At 59.9% G+C, this 15,798-nt stretch carries 17 protein-coding genes; 4 read left to right on the top strand and 13 right to left on the bottom strand.

The window, feature by feature from the left end; genetic code table 11:
- Positions 1-93: 93 nt before the first annotated feature.
- Positions 94-1,173, bottom strand: coding sequence for a DUF475 domain-containing protein (locus ACQ4W7_RS15480; protein ID WP_426074503.1), 1,080 nt, complete (start codon positions 1,171-1,173; stop codon positions 94-96).
- A gap of 115 nt (positions 1,174-1,288) precedes the next feature.
- Here ACQ4W7_RS15480 and ACQ4W7_RS15475 point away from each other — a divergent pair, with 115 nt between their 5' ends.
- From ACQ4W7_RS15475 to ACQ4W7_RS15465, 3 genes are all read left to right on the top strand, one after another.
- Positions 1,289-2,203, top strand: coding sequence for a LysR family transcriptional regulator (locus ACQ4W7_RS15475; protein WP_426074502.1), 915 nt, complete (start codon positions 1,289-1,291; stop codon positions 2,201-2,203).
- Between the two features lie 124 nt (positions 2,204-2,327).
- Positions 2,328-3,662 (top strand): MFS transporter, encoded by a 1,335-nt coding sequence (locus ACQ4W7_RS15470; RefSeq protein ID WP_426074501.1) that lies wholly within the window; start codon positions 2,328-2,330, stop codon positions 3,660-3,662.
- A gap of 120 nt (positions 3,663-3,782) precedes the next feature.
- Positions 3,783-5,123: a hemolysin family protein gene (locus ACQ4W7_RS15465; RefSeq protein WP_426074500.1), complete on the top strand. Its 1,341-nt coding sequence runs from the start codon at positions 3,783-3,785 to the stop codon at positions 5,121-5,123.
- On the opposite strand, the gene ACQ4W7_RS15460 is transcribed toward ACQ4W7_RS15465, so the two are convergent.
- Genes ACQ4W7_RS15460 through ACQ4W7_RS15435 form a run of 6 tightly spaced genes read right to left on the bottom strand, consistent with a single transcriptional unit; the run spans position 5,120 to position 10,270 of the window.
- Positions 5,120-6,199 (bottom strand): AI-2E family transporter, encoded by a 1,080-nt coding sequence (locus tag ACQ4W7_RS15460; RefSeq protein WP_426074498.1) that lies wholly within the window; start codon positions 6,197-6,199, stop codon positions 5,120-5,122. The two genes, ACQ4W7_RS15465 and ACQ4W7_RS15460, sit on opposite strands and share 4 nt — an antisense overlap.
- 42 nt (positions 6,200-6,241) lie before the next feature.
- Complete coding sequence (locus ACQ4W7_RS15455; RefSeq protein ID WP_426074497.1) at positions 6,242-6,835, bottom strand: SCO family protein; 594 nt, start codon at positions 6,833-6,835, stop codon at positions 6,242-6,244.
- Positions 6,832-7,731, bottom strand: a complete 900-nt coding sequence (gene cyoE / locus ACQ4W7_RS15450) for a heme o synthase (protein WP_426074495.1) — start codon at positions 7,729-7,731, stop codon at positions 6,832-6,834. Before cyoE ends, ACQ4W7_RS15455 begins: the two co-directional genes overlap by 4 nt.
- Complete coding sequence (locus tag ACQ4W7_RS15445; protein WP_426074580.1) at positions 7,732-8,907, bottom strand: COX15/CtaA family protein; 1,176 nt, start codon at positions 8,905-8,907, stop codon at positions 7,732-7,734. It lies immediately after the preceding gene.
- Positions 8,908-8,925: 18 nt separating this feature from the next.
- Positions 8,926-9,555 carry an SCO family protein gene (locus ACQ4W7_RS15440; protein ID WP_436531540.1) on the bottom strand — a complete coding sequence of 210 codons (630 nt, stop codon included), beginning with the start codon at positions 9,553-9,555 and terminating at the stop codon, positions 8,926-8,928.
- Entirely contained in the window at positions 9,536-10,270 is a 735-nt protein-coding gene (locus ACQ4W7_RS15435; protein WP_436531538.1) for an SURF1 family protein, read from the bottom strand. Before ACQ4W7_RS15435 ends, ACQ4W7_RS15440 begins: the two co-directional genes overlap by 20 nt.
- A 78-nt stretch (positions 10,271-10,348) precedes the next feature.
- Between ACQ4W7_RS15435 and ACQ4W7_RS15430 the strand changes: the two genes are divergently transcribed.
- Positions 10,349-10,549, top strand: coding sequence for a twin transmembrane helix small protein (locus ACQ4W7_RS15430; protein WP_034748996.1), 201 nt, complete (start codon positions 10,349-10,351; stop codon positions 10,547-10,549).
- Positions 10,550-10,671: 122 nt separating this feature from the next.
- Here ACQ4W7_RS15430 and ACQ4W7_RS15425 read toward each other — a convergent pair whose 3' ends face one another.
- The 6 genes from ACQ4W7_RS15425 to coxB are packed head-to-tail and all read right to left on the bottom strand — an operon-like array spanning position 10,672 to position 15,356.
- Positions 10,672-11,532 carry a cytochrome c oxidase subunit 3 gene (locus tag ACQ4W7_RS15425; protein ID WP_426074492.1) on the bottom strand — a complete coding sequence of 287 codons (861 nt, stop codon included), beginning with the start codon at positions 11,530-11,532 and terminating at the stop codon, positions 10,672-10,674.
- 40 nt (positions 11,533-11,572) lie between these two features.
- Positions 11,573-11,779 carry a DUF2970 domain-containing protein gene (locus tag ACQ4W7_RS15420; RefSeq protein WP_034749002.1) on the bottom strand — a complete coding sequence of 69 codons (207 nt, stop codon included), beginning with the start codon at positions 11,777-11,779 and terminating at the stop codon, positions 11,573-11,575.
- Between the two features lie 9 nt (positions 11,780-11,788).
- Positions 11,789-12,361 (bottom strand): cytochrome c oxidase assembly protein, encoded by a 573-nt coding sequence (locus tag ACQ4W7_RS15415; RefSeq protein ID WP_426074490.1) that lies wholly within the window; start codon positions 12,359-12,361, stop codon positions 11,789-11,791.
- Between the two features lies 1 nt (position 12,362).
- The gene (locus ACQ4W7_RS15410) at positions 12,363-12,467 is read right to left on the bottom strand and encodes a cytochrome oxidase small assembly protein (protein ID WP_211551746.1); all 105 of its coding nucleotides are present in this window, start codon (positions 12,465-12,467) and stop codon (positions 12,363-12,365) included.
- Positions 12,468-12,518: 51 nt separating this feature from the next.
- Positions 12,519-14,135, bottom strand: a complete 1,617-nt coding sequence (gene ctaD / locus ACQ4W7_RS15405; RefSeq protein ID WP_426074488.1) for a cytochrome c oxidase subunit I — start codon at positions 14,133-14,135, stop codon at positions 12,519-12,521.
- Positions 14,136-14,147: 12 nt separating this feature from the next.
- A complete protein-coding gene (coxB, locus tag ACQ4W7_RS15400; RefSeq protein WP_426074487.1) occupies positions 14,148-15,356 on the bottom strand; it encodes a cytochrome c oxidase subunit II in 1,209 nt (402 codons plus the stop codon).
- Positions 15,357-15,798 lie beyond the last annotated feature (442 nt).

Genomic DNA, 15,798 nt, shown 5'->3' with positions numbered 1-15,798 from the left:
CCTGGCGTCCTCCACCGGCCTGACTCCCCAGGCCGGCGGCGACGCTTGCTACAACTTGCCGACAAACCGGTGTAGTCGTTTGTCGCGCATTCTTTACACTGCTGTTGCCTTGCCTGGTTCCAGCGCTTCCATCTTGTCTTCTTCGAGGGCCATCTTGCGCTTGTAGCGGATCGACGACCACAGCGAGGCAAGAATGAATGCTACTCCAATCAGCCCCGTGAAGAGCTCGGGAATGTGGAACTTCATGCTGACCAACATGATCACGGCCAGGATACCGATCGCATAGTGCGCGCCGTGCTCCAGATAAACGAACTCATCCAGCGTGCCCTTGCGCACCAGGAACACCGTCATCGAGCGCACGAACATCGCGCCGATAGCCAAGCCCAGCATGATGATCACGACATCCTTGGTGATGGCAAACGCGCCGATCACGCCGTCAAAGCTGAACGAGGCATCGAGCACTTCCAGGTACAGGAAGCCGCCAATACCGCCGCGCTTGACGATGTCGCCCACGTTGCCGTTGCCGTTATCGCCTTCCAGCAAGCCGCTGACCACATCGACGCCCACGTAGGTCAAAATACCCCACAGGCCGGCCGTCAAGACTACCAGTTTCTGACCTTCTTCGATCATCGACAGGCTGGCCATCAGGGTGCCCAGGGCGATCATCACGGAAATCGAGGAGATCTTGCCCAGCGCGCCCAGTTTTTCTTCAATACGCCCCAGCCAGTGCGTTTCTTTTTCCGAGTCCAGCAAGAAGTTCAGGAACACCAGCAGCAGGAAGATGCCGCCGAAGGCCGCCACTTCCGCATGGTGGTTGGTCAGGTGCATCGAGTACTGCTCAGGATCGCTCAGCGCCAGATTCCATACTTCCAACATGCCCAGGTCGGCCGCTTGCGCCACGATGACCAGCGGGAACAGCAAGCGCATGCCGAAGACGGCAATGATGATACCCACGCCCAGGAACAAGCCCTGCCAGAACTTGTCCCAGTTCTTCAGTACGGAGGCGTTGACCACCGCGTTGTCAAACGACAGCGACACTTCCATCACGCCCAGGATGACCGCGATACCGAGCGCTGCCAGCATCGTCTGCACGCCACCGTGCGTGTAACCCCACCAGGCAGAAATGCCCAGGCAGATAAATGTCACTAAAAATGACACTCTGAAATGTTTCATCGATAGTTCCCTTTTATGCAAATTCAATGGAACGTAGTATAGGGACGTGTGACACATTTAAAAATAGAAGATAATGGAAGTATTACTTCGTAAAAACAGAAGATAGGCGAACACGATGAAAACGACTGGTTTCAATTACCGCCATTTGTACTTCTTTTGGGTGGTCGCCAAGGAAGGCGGCGTGACGCGTGCGGCCGAACGCCTGGGCCTGGCCGTGCAAACCATCAGCACCCAGCTGGCCCTGCTGGAAAAAGAACTGGGCAAGTCCCTGCTGCAGCCGCAGGGACGGCGTTTGGTGCCGACGGAAGCGGGCCGGCTGGCGCTCGGCTATGCGGACCAGATTTTTTTGCTCGGTGAACAGATGCAGGAAGCGCTGGCCGACACCGACGCGGAAAAGATGCGCCTGACGGTGGGCATTTCCGACTCGCTGCCGAAACTGATGGCCTACCGCATGCTCGACGCCACGCGCAGCCTGGACAAGCCCGTCAAACTGGTGTGCCTGGAAGATGAATTCGAGTCCCTGCTGGCCGACCTGGCCCTGCACAAGCTGGACCTGGTGTTGACGGACCGCGCCGTGCCGGCTGGCGCCAGCCTGCGCGTGTCCAGCCACCTGTGGGGCGAAAGCGCCATGAAACTGTTCGCCATCCCCGCGCTGGCCGGACAATACCGAGACAATTTCCCGCACAGCCTGCACGGCGCGCCATTTTTACTGCCCGCGCGCAACAACGCCCTGCGCGGGCGCATCGACGAATGGATGGTGCAGCAAGGCGTGCGCCCCGACGTGGTCGGCGAATTCGAAGACAACGCCATGCTCAACGCGTTTGGCCGCAAGGGCCTGGGCCTGTTCTTCGCCTCGGCCAGCCTGGCCGGCGAGATCGAAGAGCAATTCGGCGCCGTGCTGGTGGGCGACGCCTCGTCCCTGCGCGAGCAGTTTTACGTCATCTCGAATGAACGCAAGATCATGCACCCGGCGCTGGACGTGATCCTGGCCGCCATCCAGCGCTCGCCGAAGATTCACAAGGAAACCTGATAAATCCATTCGAAAATAACGTTTGAATAATCAATCAAAAGCGATTGTAATGAAGCCTGAGACAAACACGCGCCTGTCCCTCGCCGGAAGGGCGCGACCACCATAAAAAAACAGGAGCGGCACCATGTCCACGGCAGGCAAGACGATCGATATTCCCGATCTTATCAATAACAACAAGATCGGCTCTTTCCAGATCGGCATGCTGATGCTGTGCGGGCTGTGCGTCATCATGGATGGCTTCGACGTGCAAGCCATGGGTTATGTGGCGCCCGCCATCATCGCCGACTGGCACGTCAGCAAGGCCAACCTGGGGCCCGTGTTTGGCGCTGGCCTGCTGGGCATGCTGGTCGGCTCACTCGTCTTCAGCATCACGGCCGATAAATTCGGCCGCCGTCCCGTGCTGATCGGCTCGACCATCTTCTTTTCGCTGTGCATGCTGGTCACGCCGCTGGCCACCACCATCGAGCAATTACAGCTGATCCGTTTTATCACGGGACTGGGCCTGGGCGCCGTGATGCCGAACGCCATGGCGCTGGCCGGTGAATACAGCCCCCTGCGCAAGAAAGTCACGCTGATGATGCTGGTCTCCTGCGGTTTTACTTTGGGCGCCGTGCTCGGTGGCTTGCTGTCGGCCGCGCTGATCCCCGCATTCGGCTGGCAATCCGTGTTTTACGTGGGCGGCGTGGTGCCGCTGGTGATTGGCGTGCTGATGTTCTTCCTGCTGCCGGAATCGATGCAATTCCTGGTGCTCAAGCAACGCAAACTGGACAAGGTCGCCCAATGGCTCAAACGCATCGACCCGACCGTGAGCATCACGGCCGACACGCAATACGTCGTGCATGAAAAGGAACATAAGGGCGCGCCCGTGCTGCAATTGTTTACGGGCGGCCGCGCGAAGATGACGATTTTGTTGTGGGTCATCAACTTCATGAACTTGCTGAACTTGTATTTCCTGTCGAACTGGCTGCCGACCATCGCCAAGGAAGCCGGCCTGTCCACAGCCAACGCCGTGTTGGCCGGCACGGCCCTGCAAGTGGGCGGCACCATCGGCACCCTCGTCATGGGCCAGCTGATCGACCGCTCCAGCTTCCGACGCATCCTGCTGCCATGCTTCCTCGTCGCGGCGGTCGCCATCGCCCTGATCGGCCGTCCCGACGTGTCGCTGGCCTTTTTGTTCATTACCATTTTCATCGCCGGTTTTTGCGTGGTGGGCGGCCAGCCTGCCGTGAATGCTCTGGCGGCCAGCTACTACCCGACCACCTTGCGCTCGACGGGCATCGGCTGGAGCCTGGGCATCGGGCGCATCGGCTCCATCATCGGCCCCGTGCTCGGTGGCGAGCTGATCCGCCTAAACTGGCCCAACAGCACGATTTTCCTCGTCGTCGCCATCCCCGCCATCGTCTCGGCCGTCATGGTCTTTGCCATGCGCGGCGGACCGCAAACGGCGCTCAAAGGCTGAAAAAGCGTGAAAGACCGGCCACGCGCGCCCGCCTGCACGGGCGGGGCGCGCGGCTAAATTAGGCTATGCCGCCCTTCGTCGTTTAAGATGACGTTTTTACAGCCCATCTTTTGCGCCCCCATGCACAATGTCTTGCTAGTCCTGCTCGCCCTCTTCCTGGTCGCGCTGAACGGTTTTTTTGTTGCCGCCGAGTTTGGCATCGTCACCTTGCGGCGCACGCGCATCCGCGCCATCGCCAGGACACAGGGACTACGGGGCCGCATCCTGGCCAAGGTACATGGCCAGCTGGACGCCTACCTGTCCGCCTGCCAGCTGGGCATTACCCTGGCGTCGCTGGGCCTGGGCTGGGTCGGCGAACCGGCGTTTGCCGGCTTGCTGGAACCGCTGTTCGGCGCCATCGGCGTCACCTCGCAAGAACTGATCCACGGCGTCTCGTTCGTCGTCGCCTTCAGCGTGATTTCCTTCCTGCACATCGTCGTGGGCGAACTGGCGCCCAAATCGATGGCCATCCGCAACCCGGAAGCCGTCGGCCTGTGGAGCGCGATTCCCCTGTATGGTTTCTATTGGGCCATGTATCCAGCCATTTACCTGCTCAACGCCAGCGCCAACTGGGTGCTGCGCATGGCGGGCCTGTCCGGCAAGGGCGGCCACGATGCCCATTACTCATCCGAAGAACTCAAGCTAATCCTGCGCACCAGCCAGCCCGGCGAGAAGTTTACACGCGACGAGCGCAACATCCTGGCGCAGTCGCTTGATTTTGAACAGATGACGGTGTCGGACTTGATGCGCCCGATCAATGAAGTGATCGCCCTGCACGCCTCGAGCACGCTGGAAGAAAACCTCGACACGGTGCTGCGCAACCGCTTCAGCCGCTATCCGTATTTCGACATGAATGAAGACGATGTGCTGGGCGTGGTGCACTTGAAAGACTTGTTCTTTGCCCAGCAGGCGGGCAAACCGATCACCTCGCTCACGCCCTTTTTGCGTCCCGTGGACATCATTTCCGCGCGCACGCCGGCGCTGGAACTATTCCGCCGTTTCCGCGATGGCGCGCCCCACTTCGCCCTGATCGGCGAAAAGGGCAAACGCCCGCTGGGTTTCATCACGCTGGATAATTTGCTGGGCGCCATGGTCGGCGAAATCCGCGACGAATTTCGCCGCAATGAAAACGACTGGCTCAAGCAAAGCGACGGCACCCTGATCGGCAAGGCCAGCCTGCCCATCTTCTCGCTCGAACGCATCCTCGGCATCGATATCGAAAACGAGGAACTGGGGCTGGATGATGTGGAATCGGTGGGCGGCTTGATCATGGTCAAGCTGGGAGACATTCCGAAGCAGGGCCAGCGCATCACCTTTGTCGACTTCGACATCGTCGTCAAGAAGATGAACGGGCCCCGCATCGTGCTCATCAAGGTGATCCCCAAGCAGGAGCGCGACCTCGATGCGGATTTACGCGATTAATCTTTTTTCAAGGTAATCGTATCTTTGCCCTGCGGCACGGTGGTCTCGCCTACCGTCCACGTTTGCAGCAAGCTGTACAGCACCGCCAGCAGGGTCGGCCCGATGAAGATGCCGACGAAGCCGAAAGCCAGCACGCCGCCCAGCACGCCCAACAACACCAGCAGGAAGGGCAAGCTGCTGCCGCGACTGATCAGCATGGGTTTGACCACATTGTCCACGCCGCTGATCAGCAATCCGCCCCACACCAGCATGAAGATGCCCCAGCCCGTCTGGCCGTCATTGAACAGCCAGATAGCGGCGCCGCCCCAGATCAGGGGCGGGCCCACGGGGATCAGCGAAAAGATGAAAGTGGCCACGCCCAGCAGCGCCACGGCGGGCACGCCGGCGATCAGAAAGCCCACCACGGCCACCAGGGCTTGCGCCAGCGCCGTGCCCAGCAAGCCGTACATGACGCCGCGCACGGTGCGGCTGATGGTCAGGCCCACGCCTGGCGCGCTGTCGCCGATGATGCGGGCGGCGCCCGTCATCAAGGCACGGCTCAGTTGTTGGCCGTCGCGGTAAAGGAAGAAGCTGACGAACACGGCCAGGCTGGTCTGCGCCAGGCCCGTGCCCAGCAAGATGCCGCCGGAAGCGAGGAAATGGCGCGCCGGCTCCAGCATGGTCTTACCCAAATTCAGTAATTCCTCGCGGTCAGCGAGCAGGCGCTCCACGTAGCCAGCGATGGTTTCGCCCACCACGGGAATATTGGCCAGCCAGGCCGGCGGATGCAGGCCGCCCGATTCCAGCGCCGTACGCAACTGCTCATAGACGCGCGAGACATTGTCGGCCAGGTTGTAGGTGACAAGGGCCAGCGGCAACACAATGACCAGCACCAGGGACAGGGTCATGATGGCGGCAGCCCAGTTGCGCCGGCCTTTCAGGCGGTCGAGCAGCAGCAGGTACAGGGGCCAGCTGGAAATGCCGACGCAGGCGGCAAACAGCATGGCGGCGAGGAAAGGCCGCAAGACGAAAAAGCAGCCGATCAGCAAGAAGATGATGGCTGCCAGGCGGGCGTGCGGCTCGAAACGTTTGTCCATGTACTGCATGTCCTGAAGATGGCGCCTGGTGGCGCGACCGGGTCAGGATAGCAGAAGTTTAAGGTCGTGCGCGATGGCAGCAGGTTTTTCGCCATGGCGCACAAATAGGCGAATCTTTCCTTCGCGGTCGAACACATAGGTGCCGGCCGTGTGGTCGACCGTGTAGCTGCTATCCGTTTCGCCCTCGACCTTGGCGTAATACACCTTGAATTCCTTGGCCACCTTGGCCGTCGCGGCCGCATCGCCATACAGGCCCACGAAGCGCTTGTCGAAGGCGGGTACGTACTGCGCCAGCAATTGCTGCGTGTCGCGCTCGGGGTCGACGGTGACGAACAGCACTTGCACCTGCTCCGCCTGCGGACCCATTTCCTGCATCACCTGCGCCATGTCGGCCATGGTCGTGGGGCACACATCCGGGCATTGCGTGTAGCCGAAGAACATCAGCACCAGCTTGCCCTTGTAGTCGGCCAGCGTGCGCGGGTGGCCCGTGTGGTCCGTCAGCGCGAACTCGCGCGCGTAGCCCAGGCCCGTCACGTCCGTATTCTTGAATGCCAGCTTGGGTGCGGCCGGCTTGCCGCAGCCGGCGAGGACGGCGACCAGTGCGGTCGCCAACAACAGCGTCAGGTATTTTTTCATGTTCCGAGGGGAATGTAGTGGTCGACCAGCAAGGCCGCGAACAGCAATGCCAGGTAAATGATGGAATAGGTAAAAGCTTTGCGCGCGATCAAATCCGTGTAGTGGCGGTACATCTTCCACGCGTAATACAGGAAACCGGCATTCAGCAATACAGCCGAGGCCAGGTAGATCAGGCCGCTCATGCGCACGGCAAATGGCAGCAAGGTGGTGGCCGCCAGCGCGATCGAGTACAGCCAGACGTGGAATTGCGTGAATTTCAAGCCATGCGTGACGGGCAGCATGGGCAAGCCCGAGCGCGCGTAATCGTCACGCCGGTACATGGCCAGCGCCCAGAAGTGCGGCGGCGTCCAGACAAAGATGATCAAGACCAGCAACCACGCCTGCATCGGCACGTCGTTGGCGACGGCGGCCCAGCCCAGCGCGGGCGGCATGGCGCCGGACAGGCCGCCGATGACGATATTTTGCGGCGTGGCCGGTTTCAGCACCATGGTGTAGATCAAGGCATAGCCGACAAAGGTGACAAAGGTCAGCCACATGGTCAGCGGATTGACCAGGTTGTACAAAATCGCCATGCCCAGGCCGCCGATCACCAGCGCAAACACCACCGTCTGCTTGACGCTGATGTCGCCCATGGCCATCGGGCGGCGCGCCGTGCGGGCCATGCGCGCATCGATTTCGCGCTCGGCCAGGCAGTTGACGGCAAACGCGGCGCCGGCCAGCAGCCAGATGCCGAGGGTGCCGAACACCACCGCGCGCCAGTCAGGCAACTCCTCGCTGGCCAGGAACATGCCGATGACGGCGCAAAACACGGCCAGTTGCGTCACGCGCGGCTTGGTCAGCGCCCAATACTGGGCGATGCGGGGGGTAGGTTTACGGCGGATGGTTTGAGTAGTCATTTATGCGATACGGGAAGGACTGGCTGGTGCCGTGGGCACTGGCGCGGAGGCGCAAGCGCGCTTAACAGTGCGCGCAACATCGAGTTGGAATTTAGCCTTGTAGTTTAACATGGTCAGCAACAACACGAGCAGCGCCGCCCCGCCGTTATGCAGGACGGCAATCGACAATGGCCAGCTCAGGTAAATCGTCGCCAGGCCCGTGGCAGCCTGCAAGGCCAGCACCAGCGCAAGCCAGCGCGCCGTGCCGCGCAAGGACGGCAGTTTCCACGCGCGCAACACCGTATAGCCGATGCCGGCCAACACGATGAAGGCGAAGTTGCGGTGCACCCAGTGGATGGCCGTCAGCGCGGAAAACGGCAAATAGTGGCCGGCGGCCGTCTTGCCCAGCTCGCGCCACAAATGGAAACCATGCTCGAAATCCATCTCCGGAATCACCTTGCCGCCGCACAGGGGGAAATCCGTGCAAGCCAGGGTGGCGTAGTTGGTGCTCACCCAGCCACCCAGCGCGATCTGCACAGTCAACAACACGAGCGACATGACGGCCAGCGCGCGCACGGGACGCAGCACAGCAGCATCCGCGTCGGCGCGCAGCAAGGGTTTGACGGCATGATCCTGGCGCCCGCCCAGCCACGTCAGCATGGCCAGCAAGCCCATGCCCAGCAGCAAGTGGATGGTAACGATCACCGGCTGCAGCTTCAAGGTCACCGTCCAGGCGCCGAACGCACCCTGCAGGCAAACAAACAAGAACAGCGCCGTCGGCAGTGCCGGGGCGAATTCCTGCCGTTTGCTTTTCTTCCACTGGCGCCACGCCTGCACCATCATCGCTACGATCAGCACGCCAATGGCCATGGCCAGGTAGCGGTGCGTCATTTCGATCCACGCTTTCACCACCGTCACTGGCCCAGTCGGCATCAGGGTTTCCGCCGCCACGATGTGTTCGTGCGCCAGAAAAGGATTGGCCGAACCATAACAGCCTGGCCAGTCGGGGCAACCGAGGCCGGAATCGGACAGGCGCGTGAAGCCGCCAAACATGATCAGGTCGACCGTCAAAAAAACAGCGATCCACACCAGCTTGCGGTATTTATTGGCGTCCGCGGACACCCACACCATGGTCAAGGGCAGCAGTGCCACCAGCAAACCTGTCAAGCCCAGCTGGGCCAGCGCGGAGAGATGCATCGTCGGCATGCAGACTCCTCAACCGATCGCCGAAGCTTTGAGCAGCTTGGCGATGTCTTTTTTGATCTTGTTCGGGTCTGCGTCTTTCGGGAAACGCATCATCAAATTGCCCAGCGGGTCGATCAAATACAAATGGTCGCTGGTCTGGCCGCCCGCCTCCACGGGCAGCCAGGCTTTCAGGGCGTCGCCATTCACGCGCAGCATGCTGGTGCCATCGAATTCGCGCATCACCAGCGTGTCGAGCGGCTGGGCATCCGTCACCAGCCAGAGCCGTTCCAGGCGTTCGCGCTCCTTGCCCTGCATCAAACGCAGTTGTTGCATGTCAAACAATTGCTTCTTGCACGCTTCCTGGCAATCGGACGGCCCCGTTTGCAGCAGCACCCACTTGCCCTTGAATTGCGCCAGCGGCGCCGCCTTGCCGTCGAGTTCCGTCACCTGCAGCTGGGCTTCGGGTATCGGATACAAACGCGGGTCGATCAGGGCGCCGTAATTGTTGCGGCCCGTCGGCTTGATGATGTAATACGTGAAATACGAGGCGATGATGGGAAAGGCGCACACGGCCACCACGGCCAGCAGTTTCCAGCGTCCCGTATTTTGTGCCTGCTTGCCGCTGCTGTCTTGCGTTGCTTCAGGGTTGTTTGTTTGCACGTCGAAATCCTGTAAAGACAAAAAATAAAAAAGCCATCAGTGCCAGTGCATACCACTGGAATGCATAGCCGCGGTGCTTGTCGCCGCCCAGGTCGGGCGCCGGCCAGTCGCGCACGGGAAGCTGGCCAGATGCTGGCGCCGTCGCTGTCGGATTATCTGGATTATCTGGATTATCTGGATCAGCTGTTTGTTCGATGAGGAAGGGCTGCAAGGCCAGGCCGCTGGCCCGTGCCAGCTGGGCGATATCGGCATTTTGCACGATGGCCTGCGGCGCCAGGACCGGCGCCGTGCCCAGCTCCATCACGTGACCCGCGTTCAGGCGCGCGATGCCGGCAATCGTGACCGTGCCGGTGGGCGTGGCGTAGTCGGGGATGCGCGTGCGCTCGGCATTGTTGCGCGGCAACCAACCCTGCGCCACCAGCACGTGCATGGCGGAACCGTCAATCCGGAATGGCGTGAGCACGTGGAAACCGGCCTGGCCCTTGTAGGGGCGGTTGTCCAGGTACACCGTCCAGGCGGGCACAAAATGGCCCGTGACGGTCACACGGCGATATTCGATCGCTTGCGCATCGGCCGGCAGCAGAGGCGCGGCCGTCAATGCCTGGGGCGCGGCCAGGTTGCCCGCTTCCAGCCGGGCGGCGCGGTCGAGTTTCTCGTCGCCACGACGCTGCTGCCATTGCGCCAGCGATATCCCCAGGGCCACCAGTAGCAGCATTACAACAAATGGAATCCATCTAAAATGGAAGCGGATACGCATTACAATGAAACCTCCTCAAGCCTGGCGCTACCATCCATGAAAATCCTCGTTGCCATTGCCTTCATCCTAATCCTGGGCAGCCTGGGCTCGGCCCTGTTTTTCCTGATGCGCGACAAGGGCAAGAGCAACCGCACCGTGCAGGCGCTGGCCCTGCGCGTGGGCTTGTCGATCACCCTGTTCCTGCTGATCCTGCTGGCGCACAAGCTCGGCTATATTCAGCCGACGGGAATTCATTAACGCCAGACATTGCCTGATTGGCAAATTCTTCACACTAAGAAAAAAGCCGTACCCGGGATCTCCCGGTACGGCTTTTTTCATGCTGCAGCCCGCCTAACAACGGCGCGTGCCCTGTCCCACCATTATAACCAATACACGACCACGTACAGGCCCAGCCAGACGACGTCGACAAAGTGCCAGTACCAGGCGGCGCCTTCGAAACCGAAGTGGTGATCGGGCGTGAAGTGGCCTTTCAGCACGCGATACAGGATGACGGACAGCATGATAGCGCCCAGGGTCACGTGAAAGCCGTGGAAACCCGTCAGCATGAAGAAGGTGGCGCCGTAGATACCCGACGTCAATTTCAAGTTCAGTTCGCTGTAGGCGTGCATGTATTCGTAGACTTGGAAGCCCATGAAGATGGCGCCCAGCAAGATCGTGGCGAACAGGAACAGGGCCGTCATGGCGCGGTGGCCGGCGCGCAGCGCGTGGTGCGAGATGGTCAAGGTGACGCCCGACAGCAGCAGCAAGGCCGTATTGATGGTCGGAATCCAGAACGGCGTCATGGTGGTAAATTCCTGCACCGTACCGGCCGGACCCGTATTACCCCACTGGGCGGCGAAATCGGGCCAGATCACCTTGTGGTCGAGGTCGGCCAGCCACGGCATGGAAATGCTGCGCGCATAAAACAGGGCGCCGAAGAAGGCGGCGAAGAACATGACTTCCGAAAAGATGAACCAGCTCATGCTCCAGCGGAAGGAGTGGTCGATGCGCTCGCTGTACAGGCCCTGCTCCGATTCGCGGATGGCGTCGCCGAACCAGAAATACAGCACCAGCAGGATGCCGGCCAGGCCCAGGTAATTCAGGTACGGGCCCCAGGAGACGTCGTTGACCCAGGCCGAGGCGCCGATCATGGTCAGCAGCAGGCTGGCGCCGCCCAGCATGGGCCAGCGCGACGGGCCGGGCACGAAATAATAGGGTACGGCGGCGTGGTTGGAACTCATCATCATCTCCTCAAAAACTTATAGGGTGGTTTTTTATAATTTATAAAACGACGAATTTAACAATCGAAATCAAGATGCCGATCAGGCAAGCCACCACCAGGAAGCCGGCGATGACGATGTGCACGGGATTGAGCTTGGCCGAATCCGTGTCGAAATCGCTCTTGCGGCGCAGTCCCGTGAATGACCAGACGACGGCCCGCAGCGAATACAGGAACGACGCTTTTTCAGGCTGCTTGGATTCGCCCATGCCACTCTCCTATTGGACAGCCGGCGTCTGAGCCTGGCTCAAACCGGCAATCTCGAAAAACGTGTACGACAGGGTGATGGTCTTCACCTCTTTCGGCAGGGCCGGATCGAGGAAGAACACCACCGGCATCTGCCGCGCTTCGTGGGGTTTCAAGGTCTGCTGCTTGAAGCAGAAGCACTCGACCTTCTTGAAATGCGGCGTGGCGCTCTGCGGCGCGTAGCTGGGAATGGCTTGCGCGTTCACAACGCGATTTTGCGTGTTGACCACTTCATACATGACGGTCACCAATTCGCCCGGATGCACTTGCATGCTCGACACGGTCGGGCGGAAGCGCCAGGGCCCCTGCGCATTGCCGTCGAACTCGACGGTGATGCTGCGCGTCGTATCGACCTGCGTATTGTTATCGTAGGCCACCGTGCCATCTTTTTGCGTCAGCACGTTGATGCCCATCACTTCGCAAATCTGCTTGTAGACGGGAATCAGGGCATAGCCAAAGCCAAACATCAGGATGGCAATGACGATCAGCTTGCCCAGCATCTTGCGGTTCAGGCCGCGTGTTTCCTGTTGGATCGGCGTCGTCACGTCAGAGCCACATGCGCTTGACGAATACGGACAGGAAGAAGAAGGCCGCCAGGGCCCCCAGTATCAGCCCGGTACGCAGGTTGTTCGGTTTTTTACGTTCGGTCATGACAGGCACTTTATTCAAGACGGGCCGCGGAACACGCCGGCCCGGGATACCTCATTTCACTGTTGGCGGCGTTTCAAACGTGTGGAATGGCGCCGGGCTCGGCACGGTCCATTCCAGGCCTTCCGCGCCTTCCCATGGTTTCGCTGGCGCAGCCTTGCCGCCGCGGATGGTCGGCAAGACCACGAAGAACAGGAAGTACACTTGCATCAGGCCAAAACCGAAGCCGCCGATCGAGGCAATCATATTAAAGTCCGTGAACTGCGCCGGATAGTCGGCGTAGCGGCGCGGCATGCCGGCCAGGCCCAGGAAGTGCATCGGGAAAAAGGTCACGTTGAAGGTGATCAGCGACAGCCAGAAATGGATCTTGCCGCGCGTCTCGTTGTACATATGGCCCGTCCATTTCGGCGACCAGTAGTAGAAGCCGGCGAACAGGGCAAACAGCGAACCGGCCACCAGCACGTAGTGGAAATGCGCCACCACATAATAGGTATCCTGCAGCTGGATATCGATCGGCGTCACCGCCAGGATCAAGCCCGTGAAGCCGCCCATGGTGAAGACGAAGATGAAGCCCACCGAGAACAGCATCGGCGTCTCGAACGTCATGGAACCCTTCCACATGGTGGCGATCCAGTTGAACACTTTCACGCCCGTCGGTACGGCAATCAGCATGGTCGCGTACATGAAGAACAGCTGGCTCGTCACCGGCATGCCGGTGGTAAACATGTGGTGCGCCCAGACGATGAAGGACAGGATGGCGATCGAGGCAGTGGCGTACACCATCGAAGCGTAGCCGAACAGTGGCTTGCGGGCAAATGCGGGCAGGATCTGCGAGACGATGCCGAAGGCCGGCAAGATCATGATGTAGACCTCGGGGTGGCCGAAGAACCAAAAGATGTGCTGGTACATGACGGGGTCGCCGCCACCTGCCGCGTTAAAGAAGGACGTGCCGAAATGGCGGTCCGTCAGGGTCATGGTAATGGCGCCGGCCAGCACGGGCATGACGGCGATCAACAGATACGCGGTAATCAGCCAGGTCCAGCAAAACATCGGCATTTTCATCAAGGTCATGCCGGGCGCGCGCATGTTCAAAATGGTGACGATGATATTGATCGAACCCATGATGGACGAGGCACCCATCAGGTGCATGGCAAAAATAGCCATGTCCATGCCAGGGCCCATCTGCGTCGACAGCGGCGCATACAGGGTCCAGCCGGCAGCCGTGGCGCCGCCCGGCACGAGGAAGGACGTGGCCAGCAGGATGGCGGCCGGTGGCAGCAGCCAGAACGAAAAGTTATTCATGCGGGCAAACGCCATGTCGGATGCGCCCACTTGCAGCGGGATCATCCAGTTGGCGTAGCCGACGAAGGCCGGCATGATGGCGCCGAATACCATCACCAGGCCGTGCATGGTGGTCAGCTGGTTGAAGAATTCAGGGTGGAAAAATTGCAAGCCTGGGTGAAACAATTCCGTACGGATCATCAGCGCCAGCACACCGCCCGACAGCAGCATGATGAACGAGAACCACAGGTACAGGGTACCGATATCCTTGTGGTTGGTGGCAAACAGCCAGCGGCGGTAGCCGCGGGGGTGATCATGACTATGGTCGTGGGCATGGTCAGTATCGTGACCGGCGTGGTCCAAGGTGCTAGTGCTCGTGCTAGTACTCATTGCGGCTCCTAATTACTTGCGTGCAGCCACGATTTCGGCTGGTTGAACGATGTTCTCTTCGGCCTTGTTCGACCAGGAATTGCGCGTGTAAGTGATCACTGCGGCAATTTCCGTGTCGGACAGCTGTTTCCAGGCGGGCATTTCCGCTGGATACTTGCCGCTCTTTTGCCCGTTCAGCAAGACATGGATCTGTTCCGCTTTCGGACCGTTCACCAAGGCCGAGCCGTCCAGCGGCGCAAATGCACCGGGCACGCCCTTGCCTGTCGCCTGGTGGCAGACCACGCAGTTGGCCGCATACACTTTCTCGCCCTTGACCTTCAATTCATCGATGGTCCACACCTTGCTCGGATCATCGGCCAATGCCGCCATTTCCTTTTGTTTTACCTCAACCCAGGCCTTGTAGTCATCGTTTGATACGACCTTGACGACGATGGGCATGAACGCGTGCTCCTTGCCGCACAGCTCGGCGCAATTGCCGCGGAACGTGCCGATATGGTCAGCCTTGAACCAGGTATCGCGCACGAAACCAGGAATCGCATCCTGCTTCACGCCAAAGGCGGGCACGGACCAGGCGTGGATGACGTCGTTGGCGGTCAGCACCATGCGGATCTTCTTGTTGACCGGTACGACGACTTCGTTGTCGACTTCGATCAAATAGTTTTCGCCCCGTTTTTCCGTCGGCGGCACGCCGGGCGCACCCACTTGCGAGCGCGGTGTGGCCAGGTTGGAGAGGAAGGAAATACCTTCGCCTTCGCCTTTCAGGTAGTCATAGCCCCATTTCCACTGCATGCCGGTGGCCTTGATGGTGATGTCGGCGTTCGAGGTATCCTTCATGCCCACCACGGTGCGCGTGGCAGGCAGGGCCATGCCGATGACGATCAGGAACGGCACGACGGTCCAGGCGATCTCGACGGTGGTGCTTTCGTGGAAGGTGGCCGGTTTGTGGCCCAGGGACTTGCGGTGCTTGAAGATGGAATAAAACATGACGCCGAACACAGCCACGAAGATCACCAGGCAGATGATCATCATCAAGGTATGCAAATCGTAGATTTCATGGGCGATCTGTGTCGCCGGCGGTTGCAGATTCATTTCGAACGGCACGGGACCGCCGGTGCCGGGATAGGTACTGGCAGCCGGTGCCGCCGTGGCCCATCGCCCGATGCCAAACGCTGTCAAAGACAGCCCGAGCAGCAACGATTGAAGTCGCTTTGCATGTGTCATGTTTTCCCCAACCACCCAAAAATAAAGATATTTTAAACGGCTGCGGACTTCTCCGTACTGGACCGCTGCCGCTCCTCCATGAAAGCAACACGGCCAGAATACGGCCATGTGCGTCAAGCACCAGCGAATTCCATGCTGGCTGCCGCAGCAAAAAACGGCGGCGCGCAACCATGCTGGAACCCTGTTTTTCTTCCCCACCTTGAAATGGCCTCGTGTGGAAGATGGTTACTATACTAATGCAGTAACTTCGAATAAGTCTTGCTTTGTTTTTTTTATTTTGTATGCAGCCCTTGTTTTTTAGCCTTAGCAAGCTGACAAACAATCAACGATTATAATCAAGTAAACTTGAATCCATCAAGCAATAATCGGCTTTGTGCGCGCCCTTCTCCTGGCCGCCGCGCGCTTTGCAACGCTACGCTGCTGCATTGACGCCCAGATGCCG

Origin of the sequence: Janthinobacterium algoris (genome assembly GCF_051380935.1) — a bacterium.
GTDB lineage: Bacteria > Pseudomonadota > Gammaproteobacteria > Burkholderiales > Burkholderiaceae_D > Janthinobacterium.
Note: the sequence above shows the minus strand (reverse complement) of the source record. Positions and strands in the feature narration are given on the sequence as shown.